Genomic DNA, 17,127 nt, shown 5'->3' on the forward strand with positions numbered 1-17,127 from the left:
GTATGAGCTATGTCATCGACCGGCGTCTAAACGGCAAGAACAAAAGCACGGTGAACCGCACGCGTTTCCTGCGGCGTTATCGTGAGCACATCAAGAAGGCGGTCGAGGAAGCCGTGAGCCGGCGCTCCATCACCGACATGGAACATGGCGAGCAGATCAGCATTCCTGCCCGCGACATTGACGAGCCCGCCCTCTACCAAGGCAAGGGCGGGCGGCAGACCATCGTCCACCCGGGCAACAAGGAATTCGTCAGCGGCGAACGCATCCCGCGTCCCCAGGGCGGCGGCGGTGGTCAGGGCCAGGGCAAGGCCAGCAACAGTGGCGAAGGCATGGACGAATTCGCCTTCCAGATCACCCAGGACGAATTCCTCGACTTCATGTTCGAGGACCTTGAGCTGCCCAATCTGGTCAAGAAGCAGCTGACCGGCACCGACACCTTCAAGACGGTCCGCGCGGGCATCAGCAACGAGGGCAATCCTGCCCGCATCAACATCATCCGCACCCTGCGCGCCTCCCATGCGCGGCGCATCGCCCTCTCCGGCGGCAGTCGCAACAAGCTGCGCGAAGCCAGGGCGGAGCTGGCGCGGCTGCGGGTGGAGGAACCCGACAACCTGGGCGACATCCAGGCGCTGGAGGCCGAGATCGAGCGGCTGCGCGCGCGCATCGACAAGGTGCCCTTCCTCGACACCTTCGACCTCAAGTACAACCTGCTGTCCAAGCAGCCCAGCCCCAGCTCCAAGGCGGTGATGTTCTGCCTGATGGACGTCTCTGGCTCCATGACCCAGGCCACCAAGGACATCGCCAAGCGCTTCTACATCCTGCTCTACCTGTTTCTCAAGCGGAACTACGAGCGCATCGAGGTGGTGTTCATCCGCCACCACACCAGCGCCAAGGAAGTGGATGAGGAGGAATTCTTCTACTCCCGGGAAACCGGCGGCACCATCGTCTCCAGCGCCCTCAAGCTGATGCAGGAGGTCATGGCCGAGCGCTATCCGGTCAACGAGTGGAATCTCTATGCCGCCCAGGCCTCCGACGGCGACAACTGGAACGACGACTCGCCCATCTGCCGGGAGATCCTGACCAAGCAGATTCTGCCGTTCATGCAGTACTACACCTATGTGGAGATCACCCCGCGCGAGCACCAGGCGCTGTGGTACGAATACGAGAACGTTCGCGGCGCCTTCCCGGACTCCTTCTCGCAGCAGCAGATCGTCTCGGCGGGGATATCTATCCCGTGTTCCGCGAACTGTTCCAGCGGAGACTCGTGTCATGAAACGTGAGCCCATCTCCACCGGCTCGGAATGGACCTTCGAGCTGATCCAGACCTACGACCGGGAGATCGCCCGGATCGCCAAGCGCTATGCGCTGGACACCTACCCCAACCAGATCGAGGTGATCACCGCCGAGCAGATGATGGATGCCTATGCCTCCGTCGGCATGCCCATCGGCTACAACCACTGGTCCTACGGCAAGCACTTCCTGCACACCGAGAAGCACTACAGCCGTGGCCAGATGGGCCTGGCCTACGAGATCGTGATCAATTCCGATCCCTGCATCGCCTACCTCATGGAAGAGAACACCATGACCATGCAGGCGCTGGTGATCGCTCATGCCTGCTACGGTCACAACAGCTTCTTCAAGGGCAACTACCTGTTCCGCACCTGGACCGACGCCAGCTCCATCATCGACTACCTGGTGTTCGCCAAGCAGTACATCACCCAGTGCGAGGAACGCCATGGCATCGATGCCGTGGAAGAACTGCTGGATTCCTGCCATGCGCTGATGAACTACGGGGTGGATCGCTACAAGCGGCCCTACCCCATCTCCGCCGCCGAAGAACGCCAGCGGCAGAAGGAGCGCGAAGAGCAGTTGCAGCGGCAGGTCAACGACCTCTGGCGGACCATTCCCAAGATGGCCGGCAAGGAGTCGCATGACGAAGGGGCGCGCTTCCCCAGCGAACCCCAGGAAAACATCCTCTATTTCGTGGAAAAGCACGCGCCGCTGCTGGAGCCCTGGCAGCGCGAGGTGATCCGCATCGTGCGCAAGATCGCCCAGTACTTCTATCCCCAGCGCCAGACCCAGGTGATGAACGAAGGCTGGGCCACCTTCTGGCACTACACCCTGCTCAACGATCTCTACGACGAGGGCCTGGTCACCGAAGGCTTCATGTTCGAATTCCTGCAATCCCACGCAGGGGTGATCTACCAGCCGGGCTTCGACAGTCCCTACTACAGTGGCATCAACCCCTACACCCTGGGGTTCGCCATGTTCCGCGACATCCGGCGCATCTGCGAGGACCCCACGGAGGAAGACCGCCGCTGGTTCCCCGACATCGCCGGCAGCGACTGGCTGGCAACCGTCACCTTCGCCATGAAGAGCTTCAAGGACGAAAGCTTCATCCTGCAGTACCTCTCGCCCAAGGTGATCCGCGACCTCAAGCTGTTCAGCATCCTCGATGACGACCAGCGCGACGAACTGGAGGTGGCGGCCATCCACGACGACGGCGGCTATCGTCTGATCCGCGAGCAACTCGCCGCCCAGTACAACCTGGGCAATCGCGAGCCCAATGTGCAGATCTGGAACGTGGACCGGCGTGGCGATCGTTCGCTCACCCTTCGCCACTTCCAGCATGACCGCAAGCCGCTGGGCAACTCCACGGACGAGGTGCTCAAGCACCTGCACCGGCTCTGGGGGTTCGACATCCGCCTGGAAAGCATGAGGGGCGAAGATGTCACCCATAGCTTCCAGGTTCCGCCCCGCCACGAGAGCCGCGACCATGACCGGCGTCTGGATCTGGCTTCGCCGATCTGAGCCGAGTCAGGCTTTCGGGCTATCCTAGACCTCCGCAAGGAGGTCTTTTTCTATGCAAATCTACAAGGTGGGCGGCGCCGTGCGCGATCGCCTGCTCGGCCGACCGGTGACCGAAGTCGACTGGGTCGTGGTGGGCGCCACTGCCGAAGCCCTCGCCGCCCAGGGTTATCGTCCCGTGGGCGCCGATTTCCCGGTGTTCCTGCATCCCCGGACCGGCGAGGAATACGCCCTCGCCCGCACCGAACGCAAGAGCGGGCGCGGCTATGGTGGCTTCACCTTCCACGCCGCACCTGACGTCACCCTGGAACAGGATCTGATCCGCCGCGACCTGACCGTCAATGCCATGGCCGAAGACGACGATGGCCAGGTCATCGACCCCTATGGCGGGCGCGCGGATCTTCAGGCGCGCCTGTTGCGTCACGTCTCGCCTGCCTTCGCCGAAGATCCATTGCGCGTGCTGCGCGTCGCCCGTTTCGCCGCCCGCTATTGCAGCCTGGGTTTCCAGGTGGCGCCCGAAACGCTGCTGCTGATGCAGGAGATGGTCGCCAGCGGCGAGCTGGATGCCCTGACCGCCGAGCGGTTGTGTAAGGAAATTTCGCGCGCCCTGCTCGAAGAGCGGCCCGATGTCTTCATCCGGGTGCTGCACGATTGCGGCGCCCTGACTGCGCTGTTGCCGGAGGTGGCTGCCGGGTTCGCTGGCGAGCAGCCCGAGCCGGGCGCCCGGGTCTCTGCCACCCTGCGCCAAAGCGCCGAGGTCCAGGCCTCGCTGAGCGTACGCTGGGCCTGCCTGTTGCTGGACGTACCGGAAGATAAGCACGCTGCCATCAACGCCCGCCTCAAGGTCCCGCGTGATCCCGCCGAGCTGGCATTGCTGCTGGCACGTCATTGGCCCACGGCCCTGCGGGCCCGGCAGCTGACGCCGGAGGCCTGGTTCGAGCTGCTGCAGGGTTTCGATGTGCTGCGCCGCCCGGCGCGCTTCGAGGAATTCCTCCAGGCCTGTGCCTGTGCGGCGGCAGTCAGGACCGAAGAAGGCGAGCCACCGCTGGCCTTGCTGCGTCAAGCGGCCGAGGTGTTGCGTGGAGTCGAGGTCCAACCCCTGGTCGCCCAGGGCTTCAAGGGCGCGGCTCTGGGCGAGGCGCTCAAACAGGCCCGCATCGACGCCCTGGCCCAGCTTTCGTAGGTTGGGTTGAGCACAGCGAAGCCCAACGACCGCTGCGCTATACCCGATCGGCGCTCAGCAAGGCGTCGGGCGTCAACTCCAGCCCCTTCCAGCTGAAAGCCACCGGCCGCAGCACCTGGGTAGTCTGGCCGCGCATTTCTTGCCACAGCTCATCGAGCCGGCGGCCGTTGTCCGGATGCCGCCGCTCGCCGGCCAGCAGGGCCAGCGGCCAGAGCACGAAGGCGTTGCGCAGGATCTCGGCGCGCGGCAGGGTCTGGCCGGCGAACTCGCCGGCCAGGTCGCCATGCAGCAGGATGTCAATGTCCAGCGGCAGGCCCTGGCGATCCGGCGCATAGCGACCGCTGCGGGTTTCGATGGCCTTGAGTCTCTGACTCAGGGCCGCCGGGTCGAGCGCCGTGTCACCCGCCACCACCAGATTGAAGAAGGGCGCACTGCGGATACCCACCGCTTCGCTCTCGAACACCGGCGAGCACTGCATGGCGGTCAGCAGCGTCGCGAGCTCGTCCAGGGCCATGCCCAGATGCTGCTCGCGCTGGATATTGCTGCCCAGCCCCAGATAGACCCGGGTCACGCCTGCCCCCGCTCGATCTCCACGCCCACGCCGCGGGCGGTCGGCACCGCGCCGGGCTTGGTGATGCGCAGGCGCAGCCAGGGCAGCTTGAATTCCGCCTGCAACAGGGCAGCCAGACGCTCGGCAAAGGTCTCCACCAGCTCGAAGGTGGTCTCGTGGGCGAAGGCGGTGATGCGCTCGGCCACCGCCGCATAGTTCAGGGTGTGTTCGAGTTCGTCGTTCGCCGCCGCCGTGCGGATATCCCAGCCCATGGTGAGATCGATGCGCAGGCACTGGCGGATGTCACGCTCCCAGTCATACACCCCTATCACGGTGTCGACCTCGAGTCCCTCGATGAAAACCTTGTCCACTGCCTTTGCCTCGCACCTTTGCCGTGCTCTGTGTGATCGTCGCCGCCGGCCTATCGTCGGGCGGCGGGCTGTCGGTAGAATCGAGCCTTCTCCTGGCGCGGAACCCTACCATGTTCTGGCTGCTGCTCCTGCTGGCCTATCTGCTGGGCTCGCTGTCCTTCGCCGTGCTGCTCAGTCGCCTGTTCGGCACCCGCGACCCGCGTCACGACGGCTCCGGCAATCCCGGTGCCAGCAACATGCTGCGCCTGGCCGGGCGCAAACTGGCGCTGCTGACCCTGGCCGGAGACCTGAGCAAAAGTCTGATTCCCGTGCTCATCGCCCAGCAGCTGGGACTGTCACCCCTGCAGCAGGCCTGGATCGGGCTGGCCGCCGTGGTCGGCCATCTCTATCCGCTGTACTTCCATTTCCGCGGTGGCAAGGGCGTCGCCACGGCAGCCGGGCTGCTACTCGGCCTCTATCCGCCGGCGGCCCTGCTGGGGCTGGTGCTCTGGGCTGCGGTGTTCGCCAGCCTGAGGATCGCCTCCCTGGCATCGCTGGTCGCCGTGCTCGGCATCCTGCCGCTGTTCGCCTGGCAACGTGCGGATCTGCTGGCGCCCATGCTGCTGCTCGCCCTGCTCATCCTGATTCGCCACCGACACAATCTGCGCGCCCTGCGCCAGGGCACCGAGCGTCATTTTTGACCCTGGCGCCGCCCGGGGATTACCCGGCGACGCCCTCCGCCCGTCTCAGAGCGCCGCCAGCTGCTCCATGGGCCAGCGTGCCTTGACGACGATGGCCGGACCCTCCTGCTGGCCGGCCAGCAGGCGCTGGCAACCGGCGTAGGCGATCATGGCGCCGTTGTCGGTGCAGAAGCGCGGCCGCGCATAGAAGACCTGGCCGCCCAGCTCGCCGAGCATCTGCTCCAGGTTCTGCCGCAGCGCCCGGTTGGCACTGACGCCACCGGCGATCACCAGCGACTTGAGCCCGGTCTGCTTCAGCGCGCGCTTGCACTTGATCGCCAGGGTTTCGACCACCGCCGTCTGGAAGGCCAGGGCGATGTCGCACCGGGTCTGCTCGCTGTCGTCACCGGCCGCCCGGCAGCGCTGCCAGGTGGTGAGGGTAAAGGTCTTGAGGCCGCTGAAGCTGAAGTCCAGACCAGGCCGATCGGTCATGGGCCGCGGAAAGACGAACCGCCCCACGACGCCACGCTCGGCCAGACGGGCGATCTCCGGTCCACCGGGATAGCTCAGGCCCAGCAGCTTGGCGGTCTTGTCGAAGGCCTCGCCGGCGGCATCGTCCAGGGATTCGCCCAGCACGCTGTAGCGGCCGATGCCATCGACCCGCACCAGCTGGGTATGGCCACCGGACACCAGCAGGGCGACGAAGGGGAATTGCGGCGGCTGCTCTTCGAGCATGGGCGCCAGCAGATGACCTTCCATATGGTGGACGCCCAGGGCAGGCACGCCCCAGGCCAGCGCCAGCGCCTGGGCGCAGGCCGCACCCACCAGCAGGGCGCCGACCAGGCCGGGGCCGGCGGTATAGGCGATGGCGTCCACGTCCGCGGGACGGCTGCCCGCCTCTTCCAGCACTTCGCGGATCAGCGGCAGCATGCGCTTGACGTGATCGCGCGAGGCCAGCTCCGGTACCACGCCACCGTAGACGCGATGCAGATCGATCTGGCTGAACAGCGCATCGGCCAGCAGGCCGCGCTCGCTGTCGTAGAGGGCGACGCCGGTTTCATCGCAGGACGTTTCCAGTCCCAGAACACGCATGGAGATAAGCCTTCGAGGGTATAGAATGTCAGGCTGCGCATGATAAGCGCCGCTTCCAGCACCGGCCAGCGCTTTTCGTCCGCCGGGGGTTGGCAGCGGGGCAGTTGAAGCGTTACTATCCGCAACCCTTAAAAACCGACGCTTCCCGTGCCCTTTTGCCGCTAGCGTTGGATTAAACCTCGGTAAATTTGAAGGTACGACCTGGATGCCCAACGTCAAAGTCAAAGAAAACGAACCCTTCGACGTAGCGCTGCGTCGTTTCAAGCGTTCCTGCGAGAAGGCCGGTGTACTGGCCGAAGTTCGTAGCCGCGAGTTCTACGAAAAGCCCACCGCCGAGCGCAAGCGTAAAGCTGCCGCCGCGGTCAAGCGCCACGCCAAGAAAGTACAGCGCGAGCAGCGCCGTCGCGAGCGTCTGTACTGAGTTACAGCGCTTCTCTGGCGTCATCAAACAACCCGACCTCTGGTCGGGTTGTCTGTTTCTGGCCTTCCCGCTTCGCCCTGGCGTCCTCTGGCGCAGTGCGGTGCCTCAGAAGTTCGCGCAAGATTTGGCGAGTGATTTTTTGGCCTGGGCAAGGCGCTGCGACGAGTCATAGCAGGGCTATGGCGCGGAGTAGCAACGCCTTCCAGGACGAAAAAGCGCCGCCAAAATTGTGTAGATAACTTCTGAGGCACCGCACTAGACTGCCCTCCTCGCTTCATCCTCCGCTCTTCGCTCCTCTATCCAGACGCTGACCATGGCCGGACTCATCCCGCAAGGCTTCATCGACGACCTGCTCAACCGCACCGACATCGTCGAGGTGGTGGGCGCACGGGTGAAGCTCAAGAAGGCCGGCAAGAACTGGATGGCCTGCTGCCCCTTCCATAACGAGAAGACACCCTCCTTCAGCGTCAGCCCCGACAAGCAGTTCTACTACTGCTTCGGCTGCGGCGCCGGCGGCAACGCCCTGGGCTTCATCATGGACCACGACAACCTCGAATTTCCCGAGGCGGTCGAGGAACTGGCCAAGAAGGCCGGCGTGGACGTGCCACGCGAAGAGAGCGGCGGGCGGCGCAAGCCGCGGCAGCCCACCGACTCGCCGCTCTATCCGCTGCTGGCCGCGGCCGCCGAATTCTATCGCCTGGCGCTGCGCAACCATCCCAAGCGCCAGGCGGCGGTGGACTACCTGAAGAAGCGCGGCCTCACCGGCGAGATCGCCCGGGACTTCGGCCTGGGCTTCGCCCCGCCGGGCTGGGACAACCTGGGCAAGCACCTGGGTGGCGACGACCTGCAGCAGAAGGCCATGCTCGACGCCGGCCTGCTGGTGGAGAACGCCGAGAGCGGCAAGCGCTACGATCGTTTTCGCGACCGGGTGATCTTCCCGATCCGCGACAGCCGGGGCCGGGTGATCGCCTTTGGTGGCCGGGTACTGGGCGACGACAAGCCCAAGTACCTCAACTCGCCGGAAACCCCGGTGTTCCACAAGGGCCAGGAACTCTACGGCCTGTTCGAGGCACGCAAGCACAACCGCGACCTGGACGAGATCCTCGTCGTGGAAGGCTACATGGACGTCATCGCCCTGGCCCAGCAGGGCATCCGCAATGCCGTGGCCACCCTGGGCACCGCCACCAGCGAAGAGCACATCAAGCGGCTGTTCCGCATCGTGCCGAGCATCCTGTTCTGCTTCGACGGCGACCAGGCCGGCCGCAGCGCCGCCTGGCGCGCCCTGGAATCGGCCCTGCCGGTGCTCAAGGATGGCTTCCGGGTGCGCTTCCTGTTCCTGCCCGAAGGCGAGGACCCCGACACCCTGGTGCGCGCCGAGGGGGCGGATGCCTTCCAGGCGCGCTTCGTCCAGCAGGCCCAGCCCCTGGCCGAGTATTTCTTCCAGCAACTGATGATCGAAGCGGACCCGGCCACCCTGGAGGGCAAGGCGCACCTGGCCACCCTGGCGGCGCCGCTGATCGAGAAGATTCCCGGCAACAACCTGCGCCTGCTGATGCGGCAGCGCCTGAGCGAACTCACCGGTCTCGGCAACGACGCCCTGAGCCAGCTGGCACCGTCCGCACCGGCGCAGGATGCGCCTCCCATGGACTATGGCGACTACGCCTACGCCCATGCCGAGGAAGCGCCGGCGCAGCAGCAGTGGACGCCACGCCGCGAGGGCAAGGGCGGGCGCGACGGCAAGGGCTGGAAAAAGGATTTCAACGGCAAGGGCGGCGGCGAGCGCATCCCGCGCCAGCCACCGGTTAAGGTGGAAACCCCGGTGCTGGCCGCGCTACGCAGCCTGCTGCATCACCCGACGCTGGCCCAGGCGGTGCAGGACGCCCGCGACCTGGCCGAGGAAAGCGATCAGTACGCCCAGCTGCTGGTCGCCCTGGTCGAGGCGCTGCAGAAGAAGCCGGGGCAGAGCACCCTGGCGCTCATCGCCCGCTGGCACGGCACCGAACAGGGCCGACTGCTGCGCGCTCTGGCGGAAAAAGAGTGGCTGATTGCCGGCGACAACCTTGAACAACAGTTTTTCGACACCATAACGAGGTTAGCCGCCAGCCAGCGTGATCGCTCGCTGGAGCAACTCCTACGCAAGGCGCGACAGAGCGAACTGAGCTCCGAAGACAAGGACCGCCTACGCGAACTCCTCAGCCGTCCGGCGGGGTCCGTGACCTAACTGGCACGACCACCGTCTAACCGGCTATAATGTTCAGCTATTTTTGCCCGCCTAAGCCTTCAGTGGAAGGGTACCTATGTCCGGAAAAGCGCAACAGCAATCCCGTCTGAAAGAATTGATCGCCCGCGGTCGTGAGCAGGGTTACCTGACTTACGCGGAGGTCAATGACCACCTACCGGAGGATATTTCAGATCCGGAACAGGTGGAAGACATCATCCGCATGATCAATGACATGGGGATCAACGTATTCGAGACCGCGCCGGACGCTGATGCCCTGCTGCTGGCGGAAACCGATACCGACGAAGCCGCCGCCGAAGAAGCCGCCGCCGCCCTGGCCGCAGTGGAAAGCGATGTCGGCCGCACCACCGACCCGGTGCGCATGTACATGCGTGAAATGGGTACCGTGGAACTGCTGACCCGCGAAGGCGAGATCGAGATCGCCAAGCGCATCGAGGAAGGCATCCGCGAAGTCATGGGCGCCATCGCCCAGTTCCCGGGCACCGTCGACTACATCCTCAGCGAATACACCCGCGTCACCACCGAAGGCGGTCGCCTGTCCGACGTCCTCGCCGGCTACATCGATCCCGACGACGGCAGCCTGCCGAACGAGAGCGAGGTCCTGCCCGTCCCGAACAAGGCCACCGATGCCAAGGCCGTGGACGACGAGAAGGACGACGAGGAAGAGAGCGACGACGCCGACGAGGAAGAAGGCGACGGCGGTCCGGATCCGGAAGAGGCTCGCCTGCGCTTCGGCGCAGTCGCCGAGCAGCTGGAAAAGACCAAGAAGGTGCTGAAGAAGCACGGCCGCGACAACGACCACGCTGTGGAAGAATTCGTCGCCCTGGCTCTGCTGTTCTCGCCGATCAAGCTGGTGCCCAAGCAGTACGAAGCCCTGGTGATCCGCGTGCGCGAATCCCTGGAGCGGGTGCGTGGCCTCGAGCGCGCCATCATGCAGCTCGCCGTGCGCGATGCGCGCATGCCGCGCGCCGATTTCCTGCGCCACTTCCCCGGCAACGAGACCAACACCGAATGGACCGCCGGCCTGCTCAAGGGCAAGCCCAAGTACGCCGAAGGTCTCGAGCGTTTCCAGGCCGACATCAAGGCCAAGCAGGCCCAGCTGGCCGAGCTGGAGCGTGACTACGAGCTGAAAGTCTCGCAGATCAAGGACATCAACCGCGCCATGTCCATCGGCGAGGCTAAGGCCCGCCGCGCCAAGAAGGAAATGGTCGAGGCGAACCTGCGCCTGGTGATCTCCATCGCCAAGAAGTACACCAACCGTGGTCTGCAATTCCTCGATCTGATCCAGGAAGGCAACATCGGCCTGATGAAGGCGGTGGACAAGTTCGAATACCGCCGTGGCTACAAGTTCTCCACCTATGCCACCTGGTGGATTCGCCAGGCCATCACCCGCTCCATCGCCGACCAGGCGCGCACCATCCGGATTCCGGTGCACATGATCGAGACGATCAACAAGCTGAACCGGATCTCCCGCCAGATGCTGCAGGAGATGGGGCGCGAGCCGACCCCGGAAGAGCTGGGCGAGCGCATGGAGATGCCCGAGGACAAGATCCGCAAGGTGCTCAAGATCGCCAAGGAGCCGATCTCCATGGAGACGCCTATCGGCGACGACGAGGATTCGCACCTGGGCGATTTCATCGAGGACAGCTCCATGCAGTCCCCGATCGAAGTGGCTACCAGCGAAAGCCTCAAGGAAGCCACCCGCGACGTGCTCTCCGGCCTCACCGCCCGTGAAGCCAAGGTCCTGCGCATGCGTTTCGGCATCGACATGAACACCGACCACACCCTCGAGGAAGTGGGCAAGCAGTTCGACGTCACCCGCGAGCGTATCCGCCAGATCGAAGCCAAGGCCCTGCGCAAGCTGCGCCACCCGTCCCGCAGCGAGCACCTGCGCTCCTTCCTCGACGAGTAAGACGTAGCCGCTGCACCAGAAAACCGGAGCCCAGGCTCCGGTTTTTTTATGCCCGACAAGGGTTTGGCGATCCCCGCCACCCCCGGTATACTCCACCGCGCTATAGGGCCTATAGCTCAGTTGGTTAGAGCAGAGGACTCATAATCCTTTGGTCCACGGTTCAAGTCCGTGTGGGCCCACCATCTTTCAGGAGCCGCGCGTTGCGCGGCTTTTTTGTGTCTGCAAATCGCTCTTCACGCTTTTGGCACTCAGACGTGCAAAAGCGCCAGTATCCCAACCACCACTCCTCCCCCTGCCACCCCATAGACCGCGGCCTGCAGCCAGCGCCTCCGCGTCAGCAGGGTGATGGCGGCCAGGGAGATGGCGACCTGCATCAGCATGGTGGCCTGGGCCCAGCGGTGGTGGCGGTGAAGTTGGGTTTCGCTCAGGGCTTCGTTGGCCATGACCTTTTCCTCCAAGGCTTCGGCCTTGGTGCGGATCTCGGCTTTTTGCTGGGCATAGCGCTGGCTGTCCTGGGTGAAGCGCTGGGCGGTGTCGGGGTTGGTCGCGAGGGCAGCGCCCAGGTCGGCAAGATTCTGCTTTTCGCCCTTGGCCTGGTAGTAGCCCCACTGGTTGGCGGCTTCGGTCTTGGCGATGGCTTCTTCGTTCTTGTAGTAGAGCGCCAGGCTCTCGGCGTTGCCGCCCTGATAGGCGCAGAGGGCGCCTAGCGTCGCCAGGATGGCGGTGGTGACGGCGATGCGGCCGGTGAGGCTGTCGCGGCGATGGGCGCCGTGGGTAACGTGTTCCACCTCGTGGTCGTGGGGGCCGTGGACTTCGTATTCGCTGGACAAGACTCAGCTCCGCTGCGGATTCCTGCGGCGAGGCTAGCCCAGTCGACTTAAGGCCTTCTTAAGACTGGGGCAATCGTGCCTGCAGCCAGCGGCGCAGCGGACCGGCCACCCAGCGCTGCATGGCCAGGCCGAGCAGGACGATGAGCACCAGGTGCAGCGGCAGCATCCAGCCGGGAATAGGGATAGGCAGCGCCAGCACCTCGCCAACGTCTTCGGCCAGGTCTTCGAGGCTGTCGCCGGCCAGGTGCATCCAGCCCAGCAGGGTGCGGGTCCAGGGTTCGAGCACGCCGATCAGTGGGGTGTGGACGGCGAAGATGCACAGCGAGGCCTCGCCGAGGCGCTGGGCCAGGCGGCGCACGCCGGCGCGACCGGGTTCGCCGAAGGTGGCGCAGGCCAGCAGCACCGCGGCCTGGAAGGGCGTCAGCAGGCCATTGTGGACCAGGTAGAACCAGCGGCGGCCATCGCCTTCCAGCAGCAGGGCGCCCAGCCACAGGCCGGTCAGACCGAACAGCAGCAGCGGCACGCGCAGGCGCTGGGTCGTCTCGGCCACCCAGGGCTCTTGCACGGCGCGATAGAGCAGGATGCCGAGCAGGAATTCCGGCAGGCGGATCAGCGGATTGCGGTGGATGACGCCCACGGTGACGGTATCGAAGGCCTGGGCCCAGGTGGCCACCAGCGGGCCGAGCAGATAAAGCCCCCAGAGCACGGCGGCAGCCAGCGCCCAGCGACGCAGGCGCATCAGTCGCGGGCCGAGCAACGGGAACAGCAGGTAGAAGAACAGCAGCGCCGAGATCGACCAGGCGGCGCCGTTGAGCCAGAGAAAGCGCGGTTCCCAGGATTGCAGCAGGAGCAGTTGCAGGAGCACGTGGGTAGTGGCGGCCAGCCAGGACAGCGGCAGCATCTCGTCCAGCGTGCTGCCCTCCTCCAGCTGCAGATAGGGGTGCTGGTTGTAGTAGACCGGCACCCCGTGTTCCAGCCAGGAATCCTGGGACAGCCAGTAGGACAGCCCCAGCGCGACCAGCAGGGTCAGCAGGTGGATGGGATAGAGGTTGCACAGCCGCCGCAGGACGAAGCCACGGGAGCTGCCCTTGAGCGCGCCCTGGCGATCCAGGCTGACGTGGGCCAGCAGGAAACCGGAGAGCAGGAAGAAGGTGCTGGTGGCGAAGAAGCCCATGCCGGCCAGGCGGCGGAAGGCATCCGGCAGATCGCTGTAGAGCCCGCCCAGGTGGTAGACGACCATGTACAGCGCCATGAGGAATCTCAGCCATTCCAGGCCGTAGTAACGGGCAGTGGGGCGGCTTGCGGTTGAAGAGGTCATGGCGGCGGTTTACGGCGAATAAGACCTGATTATAAGCCGCCTGGGCGTAAGCCCTGCCGATGTTCATGACAAAAGCATGACAACCGATTTCCCAAGGTTGCCATGCACCGCTCAGGACGCCGCAGTTCGAAAGTCCTGCCGTGTCTTAAACCGGGACCGCTTCAGCCGGCGAAGGCAGGCTCCGGCAACCCCTGCACGCCGGGGTCCAGGGCGAACAGACCACCCGCCAGCGGCTGATCGCTCAGATCGCCACCCGGACGGATGGAGGTCACGAACAGGGTGTCCAGGTTGCGTCCGCCAAAGGCGCACATGGCCGGCTTCTTGACGGGCACGGCCAGGGAGCGATCGAGGCGGCCGTCGGGCGTGAAGCGATGGATCAGGCCGGCATCGTTGCCGCAGATCCAGTAGCAGCCGTCGACATCCACCGCGGCGCCATCGGGCCGGCCGGGATGGGCGTTCATGTCGACGAACAGCCGCTGGTTGCTGGGTGTGCCCGAGTCGGGATCGTAGTCGAACGCCCAGATCAGCTGGCGGCTGGGATGGGAGTCGGACAGGTAGAGGGTGCGACCATCGGGGCTCAGGGCCAGGCCGTTGGGCACGATGAGGTCGTCCAATAGCAGCCGGGCGCCGTCGCCGGCCGTATGGCTGTAGAGGCGCCCAGCCGGGGCGCCCTGCGCCATGTCCTGCACCATGGTGCCCACCAGGAAGCGGCCCTGGCGATCGCAGCGACCGTCGTTGCATCGCATCGCCGGCTGGGCATGGTCGAGAGTGATCAGGCGCTCGCCGCTGAGTTGGCCGGACGCCTTGGCCTGCAGGGCGAAGAGGCCGCTTTCCAGGCCGGCGAGCCAGCCGCCGCCTGCACGGGCGGCGATGCAGGCGAGCATTTCCGGCGCGCTCCAGCTGTCCAGCACATCTGTCGGGGTCCAGCGCTGCAGCCGTTTGGCCGGGATATCGACCCAGTAGAGCGCCTGTTCGGCAACGTGCCAGACCGGGCACTCCCCTGTGGCGTTGCGGGCATCGACGAGCAATTCGGCAGTCATGGCGGCCCTCCTCAGTCGTCGAAGGGACCGGTGGCGACGAAGGCACCACCCTGGTAGACCATCGACGGATCGTCGGCCGCCGGCATGGGCTGGGCCTCGACCTTGGCGCGGAATTGCTCGGAGTTGTCCTTGGGCTGGAAGCCCAGGTGCGCGGCCAGGCGGTTGTCCCACCAGCTGTCGCGGTTGTCGGAGGCGCCATAGACTATGGTGTGGCCGACGTCGGGGGTGGTCAGGCTGCGCAGGATGAGATCGGTCAGGTCTTCGTAGCTCAGCCAGGTGGCGAGCATGCGGCGATTCTGCGCCTCGGGGAAGGAGGAGCCGATGCGGATGCTCACCGTCTCGATGCCATAGCGATCGAAATAGAAGGTCGCCAGGTCTTCGCCGAAGGCCTTGGACAGGCCGTAGTAGCTGTCCGGACGCTGGGGCACGTTGGCGTCGATGCGCTGGTCCTGGCGATAGAAGCCGATGACATGGTTGGAGCTGGCGAAGACGATGCGCCTCACCCCATGGCGCCGCGCGGCCTCATAGAGATTGAAGGTGCCGCGGATATTGGCTTCGAGGATGGGCTCGAAGGCGTGCTCGGTGGAGATGCCGCCGAAATGCAGGATGGCATCGACGCCTTCCACCAGGGCATGGACGCCAGCCTTGTCCGCCAGGTCGCAGGTCACCACCTCTTCCGCTGGTCCCTGGGCCGCATCCATCGGCGCGATGTCGGACAGCCGCAGGATCTCGGCATGGGGCTTGAGCCGCTGGCGCAGCTCCTTGCCCAGGCCGCCGGCAGCGCCGGTCAGCAGCAGACGATGAAAAGGTGACGAGGAGACTTCGGACATGAGCAGGCGCCTTCTTATGGAGTTATCTGGCAAGAGGTACGACATCCCACCTCTTTTCGCGATTCTCGCGGGCGCCTGGGGTCCTGTCAATGCTGCCTAGGTCGGCAGGCAGGGCAGCCGCAGGCGGAAGGTCGCGCCCTGCCCGGCGATGCTTTCCACGTGCAGGCTGCCATGGTGCGCCTTGACGATCTGGTCGGCGATATAGAGGCCCAGGCCCAAGCCGGCGATATTCTCGGTGCCGCTTGCGCGCTCGAACTGGCGGAAGATCAGCGCCTGGTGCTCCACCGGGATGCCGATGCCATGGTCCTTGACGCTCAACTCCACGTCGGCGCCATCGCTGCGCAGGGAAATCTCCACCGGACGCCCGGCGCCGTATCTCATGGCGTTGGTCAGCAGGTTGGTGATCACCTGCTCGATGCGGAATTCATCCCAGTAGCCGGGCGCCGGGCCTTCCGCGTGCAGCTCCACCGGGCAACCGGCGGCGGCGAATTGCGAGGCGAAGCTGTCGACCACGGTGTTGACCAGGGCGGCGAGGTCGCACTGCGAGGGGCGGATGGACAGCTTGCCGGTGCGGATCCGCGAGATGTCGAGCATGTCGTCGATCAGGTGCACCAGGCGCTGGATCTGCCGCTCGTCACGCTCGGCCATGCCGGCCAGCTTGTCGGGGGTGAAGGCCTCCAGCTTGCCCTTGTCCAGGTACATGCGGCGCAGCTGGGCTTCGAGCATCAGGGTGTTGAGCGGCGTCTTGAGTTCGTGGGAGACCATGGACATGAAGTCGTCGCGGGTGCGGACCGCCTGCTGCAGCTCGACCTGGGTCTGGCGCAATTCGCCGAGCAGGATCTCCTGCTCCTGGCGACTCTGCTCCAGGGCCACCAGTTGCTCGGCCAGGCGCTTGCGGTGCCAGTAGAGATCGACGAAGACCCGGGTCTTGCTCTTGACCGCATGGACATCGAGGGGCTTGTGCAGGAAGTCCACCGCACCGCTCTCGTAGCCCTTGAAGGCGTAGTTGAGGTCGCGGCCGGCGGCGCTGACGAAGACGATGGGGATGTGCCGGGTCTTTTCCAGGCCGCGCATCATCTCCGCCAGTTCGAAGCCGTTCATGCCCGGCATCTGCACATCGAGGATCGCCAGGGCGAATTCGTGCATCAGCAGGAGCTCCAGCGCGGCCTCGGCGGAGCTGGCCTGGAAGATCTCCAGCGCCTCGCTGCGCAGCAGGGCTTCCAGTGCCAGGAGATTCTCCGGCAGGTCGTCTACGAGCAGGAGCTTCGCCTGTTCGACGGGTACTTCAGCCATGGTCGCGTTCCAGCTCGATGAGCAATAGATGGATGCCCGGCACATCCAGCACGAAATCCGGGTGGAATCTCTTCAGCGCCGCCTCGGGCATGGTCGGTACCTCGGCCGACTGCGGCGACTGGACGACGGTGACCGCTCCATTCTGAGCCAGGGCGTGCAGGCCGCTGGCGCCGTCTTGGTTGGCGCCGGTGAGCAGGATGCCGCAGACCTGCTCGCCCAGGGCATCGGCCGCGCTTTCGAACAAGACATCGATGGACGGCCGGGAAAACTGCACCGGCTCGTCGCGTGACAGCGACAGGGTGAAGTCGTCCTCCACCAGCAGGTGATAACCCGGCGGCGCGAAATACAGGCTGCCCGGCAGTATAGCGTCCTTGTCCTCGGCTTCGCGTACCCGCAAGGCCAGTCGCTGCTGAAACAGCTCGGCCAGGCGCGAATTGCGATCGTCCGGCAGGTGCAGCACCACCGCCAGCGGCAGGCGAAAACTGGCCGGCAGGGTCGAAAGCAGGCGCAGCAGCACCTGCAGCCCGCCGGCAGAGGCTCCGATGACGATGAGGCGCAACGGCTTCAGGGGCGGGAACATG

The 17,127-nt window shown here is 65.3% G+C and carries 15 protein-coding genes, 1 tRNA gene and 1 pseudogene; 8 read left to right on the forward strand and 9 right to left on the reverse strand.

All coding sequences use genetic code 11. The features are described from left to right. The first annotated feature begins 2 nt into the window (after positions 1–2). The 3 genes and pseudogenes from BGI51_RS05365 to BGI51_RS05375 all read left to right on the forward strand — a co-directional run bounded on the left by BGI51_RS05365 (position 3) and on the right by BGI51_RS05375 (position 3,991). Positions 3–1,273 (forward strand): annotated as a pseudogene (locus tag BGI51_RS05365) (YeaH/YhbH family protein). After that, positions 1,270–2,811 carry a SpoVR family protein gene (locus BGI51_RS05370; protein ID WP_133861952.1) on the forward strand — a complete coding sequence of 514 codons (1,542 nt, stop codon included), beginning with the start codon at positions 1,270–1,272 and terminating at the stop codon, positions 2,809–2,811. Before BGI51_RS05365 ends, BGI51_RS05370 begins: the two are co-directional and overlap by 4 nt. Before the next feature lie 52 nt (positions 2,812–2,863). Next, on the forward strand, positions 2,864–3,991 hold the full coding sequence (locus BGI51_RS05375) for a multifunctional CCA addition/repair protein (RefSeq protein WP_187980509.1): 1,128 nt from the start codon (positions 2,864–2,866) through the stop codon (positions 3,989–3,991). A 37-nt stretch (positions 3,992–4,028) separates the two neighbouring features. Here the strand turns inward: BGI51_RS05375 and folK are convergent, their stop codons facing one another. Both folK and folB read right to left on the reverse strand, forming a co-directional pair. Beyond that, the gene (gene folK, locus BGI51_RS05380) at positions 4,029–4,562 is read right to left on the reverse strand and encodes a 2-amino-4-hydroxy-6-hydroxymethyldihydropteridine diphosphokinase (RefSeq protein WP_187980510.1); all 534 of its coding nucleotides are present in this window, start codon (positions 4,560–4,562) and stop codon (positions 4,029–4,031) included. Next, complete coding sequence (gene folB, locus BGI51_RS05385) at positions 4,559–4,912, reverse strand: dihydroneopterin aldolase (RefSeq protein ID WP_187980511.1); 354 nt, start codon at positions 4,910–4,912, stop codon at positions 4,559–4,561. The genes folK and folB overlap by 4 nt, the downstream gene beginning before the upstream one ends. Positions 4,913–5,022: 110 nt before the next feature. On the opposite strand from folB, the gene plsY reads away from it, so the two are divergent. Beyond that, on the forward strand, positions 5,023–5,592 hold the full coding sequence (gene plsY, locus BGI51_RS05390) for a glycerol-3-phosphate 1-O-acyltransferase PlsY (protein WP_187980512.1): 570 nt from the start codon (positions 5,023–5,025) through the stop codon (positions 5,590–5,592). Between the two features lie 45 nt (positions 5,593–5,637). Here the strand turns inward: plsY and tsaD are convergent, their stop codons facing one another. Beyond that, the gene (tsaD, locus tag BGI51_RS05395; RefSeq protein ID WP_187980513.1) at positions 5,638–6,663 is read right to left on the reverse strand and encodes a tRNA (adenosine(37)-N6)-threonylcarbamoyltransferase complex transferase subunit TsaD; all 1,026 of its coding nucleotides are present in this window, start codon (positions 6,661–6,663) and stop codon (positions 5,638–5,640) included. 205 nt (positions 6,664–6,868) lie between these two features. On the opposite strand from tsaD, the gene rpsU reads away from it, so the two are divergent. The 4 genes from rpsU (at position 6,869) to BGI51_RS05415 (ending at position 11,417) form a co-directional block, all read left to right on the forward strand. After that, complete coding sequence (gene rpsU, locus BGI51_RS05400; protein ID WP_007159750.1) at positions 6,869–7,084, forward strand: 30S ribosomal protein S21; 216 nt, start codon at positions 6,869–6,871, stop codon at positions 7,082–7,084. A 313-nt stretch (positions 7,085–7,397) separates the two neighbouring features. Further along, on the forward strand, positions 7,398–9,305 hold the full coding sequence (gene dnaG / locus BGI51_RS05405; RefSeq protein ID WP_187980514.1) for a DNA primase: 1,908 nt from the start codon (positions 7,398–7,400) through the stop codon (positions 9,303–9,305). Between the two features lie 76 nt (positions 9,306–9,381). Beyond that, positions 9,382–11,235 carry an RNA polymerase sigma factor RpoD gene (gene rpoD / locus BGI51_RS05410; protein WP_187980515.1) on the forward strand — a complete coding sequence of 618 codons (1,854 nt, stop codon included), beginning with the start codon at positions 9,382–9,384 and terminating at the stop codon, positions 11,233–11,235. Positions 11,236–11,340: 105 nt separating this feature from the next. Further along, a tRNA-Ile gene (locus BGI51_RS05415) sits at positions 11,341–11,417 on the forward strand. A 66-nt stretch (positions 11,418–11,483) separates the two neighbouring features. Here BGI51_RS05415 and BGI51_RS05420 read toward each other — a convergent pair. The 6 genes from BGI51_RS05420 to BGI51_RS05445 form a co-directional block, all read right to left on the reverse strand. Continuing rightward, the gene (locus tag BGI51_RS05420; RefSeq protein WP_187980516.1) at positions 11,484–12,065 is read right to left on the reverse strand and encodes a DUF4337 domain-containing protein; all 582 of its coding nucleotides are present in this window, start codon (positions 12,063–12,065) and stop codon (positions 11,484–11,486) included. 58 nt (positions 12,066–12,123) lie between these two features. Then, a complete protein-coding gene (locus BGI51_RS05425; RefSeq protein ID WP_187980517.1) occupies positions 12,124–13,383 on the reverse strand; it encodes an acyltransferase family protein in 1,260 nt (419 codons plus the stop codon). Positions 13,384–13,544: 161 nt separating this feature from the next. After that, a complete protein-coding gene (locus BGI51_RS05430; protein WP_187980518.1) occupies positions 13,545–14,423 on the reverse strand; it encodes an SMP-30/gluconolactonase/LRE family protein in 879 nt (292 codons plus the stop codon). An 11-nt stretch (positions 14,424–14,434) separates the two neighbouring features. Beyond that, the gene (locus tag BGI51_RS05435) at positions 14,435–15,253 is read right to left on the reverse strand and encodes an NAD-dependent epimerase/dehydratase family protein (RefSeq protein WP_187980519.1); all 819 of its coding nucleotides are present in this window, start codon (positions 15,251–15,253) and stop codon (positions 14,435–14,437) included. Positions 15,254–15,349: 96 nt separating this feature from the next. After that, positions 15,350–16,546, reverse strand: coding sequence for a hybrid sensor histidine kinase/response regulator (locus BGI51_RS05440; RefSeq protein ID WP_187980520.1), 1,197 nt, complete (start codon positions 16,544–16,546; stop codon positions 15,350–15,352). Further along, positions 16,539–17,126 (reverse strand): chemotaxis protein CheB, encoded by a 588-nt coding sequence (locus BGI51_RS05445; protein ID WP_187980521.1) that lies wholly within the window; start codon positions 17,124–17,126, stop codon positions 16,539–16,541. Before BGI51_RS05445 ends, BGI51_RS05440 begins: the two co-directional genes overlap by 8 nt. Position 17,127 lies beyond the last annotated feature (1 nt).

Origin of the sequence: Pseudomonas oryzihabitans, assembly GCF_014522265.1 — a bacterium.
GTDB lineage: Bacteria > Pseudomonadota > Gammaproteobacteria > Pseudomonadales > Pseudomonadaceae > Chryseomonas > Chryseomonas aestiva.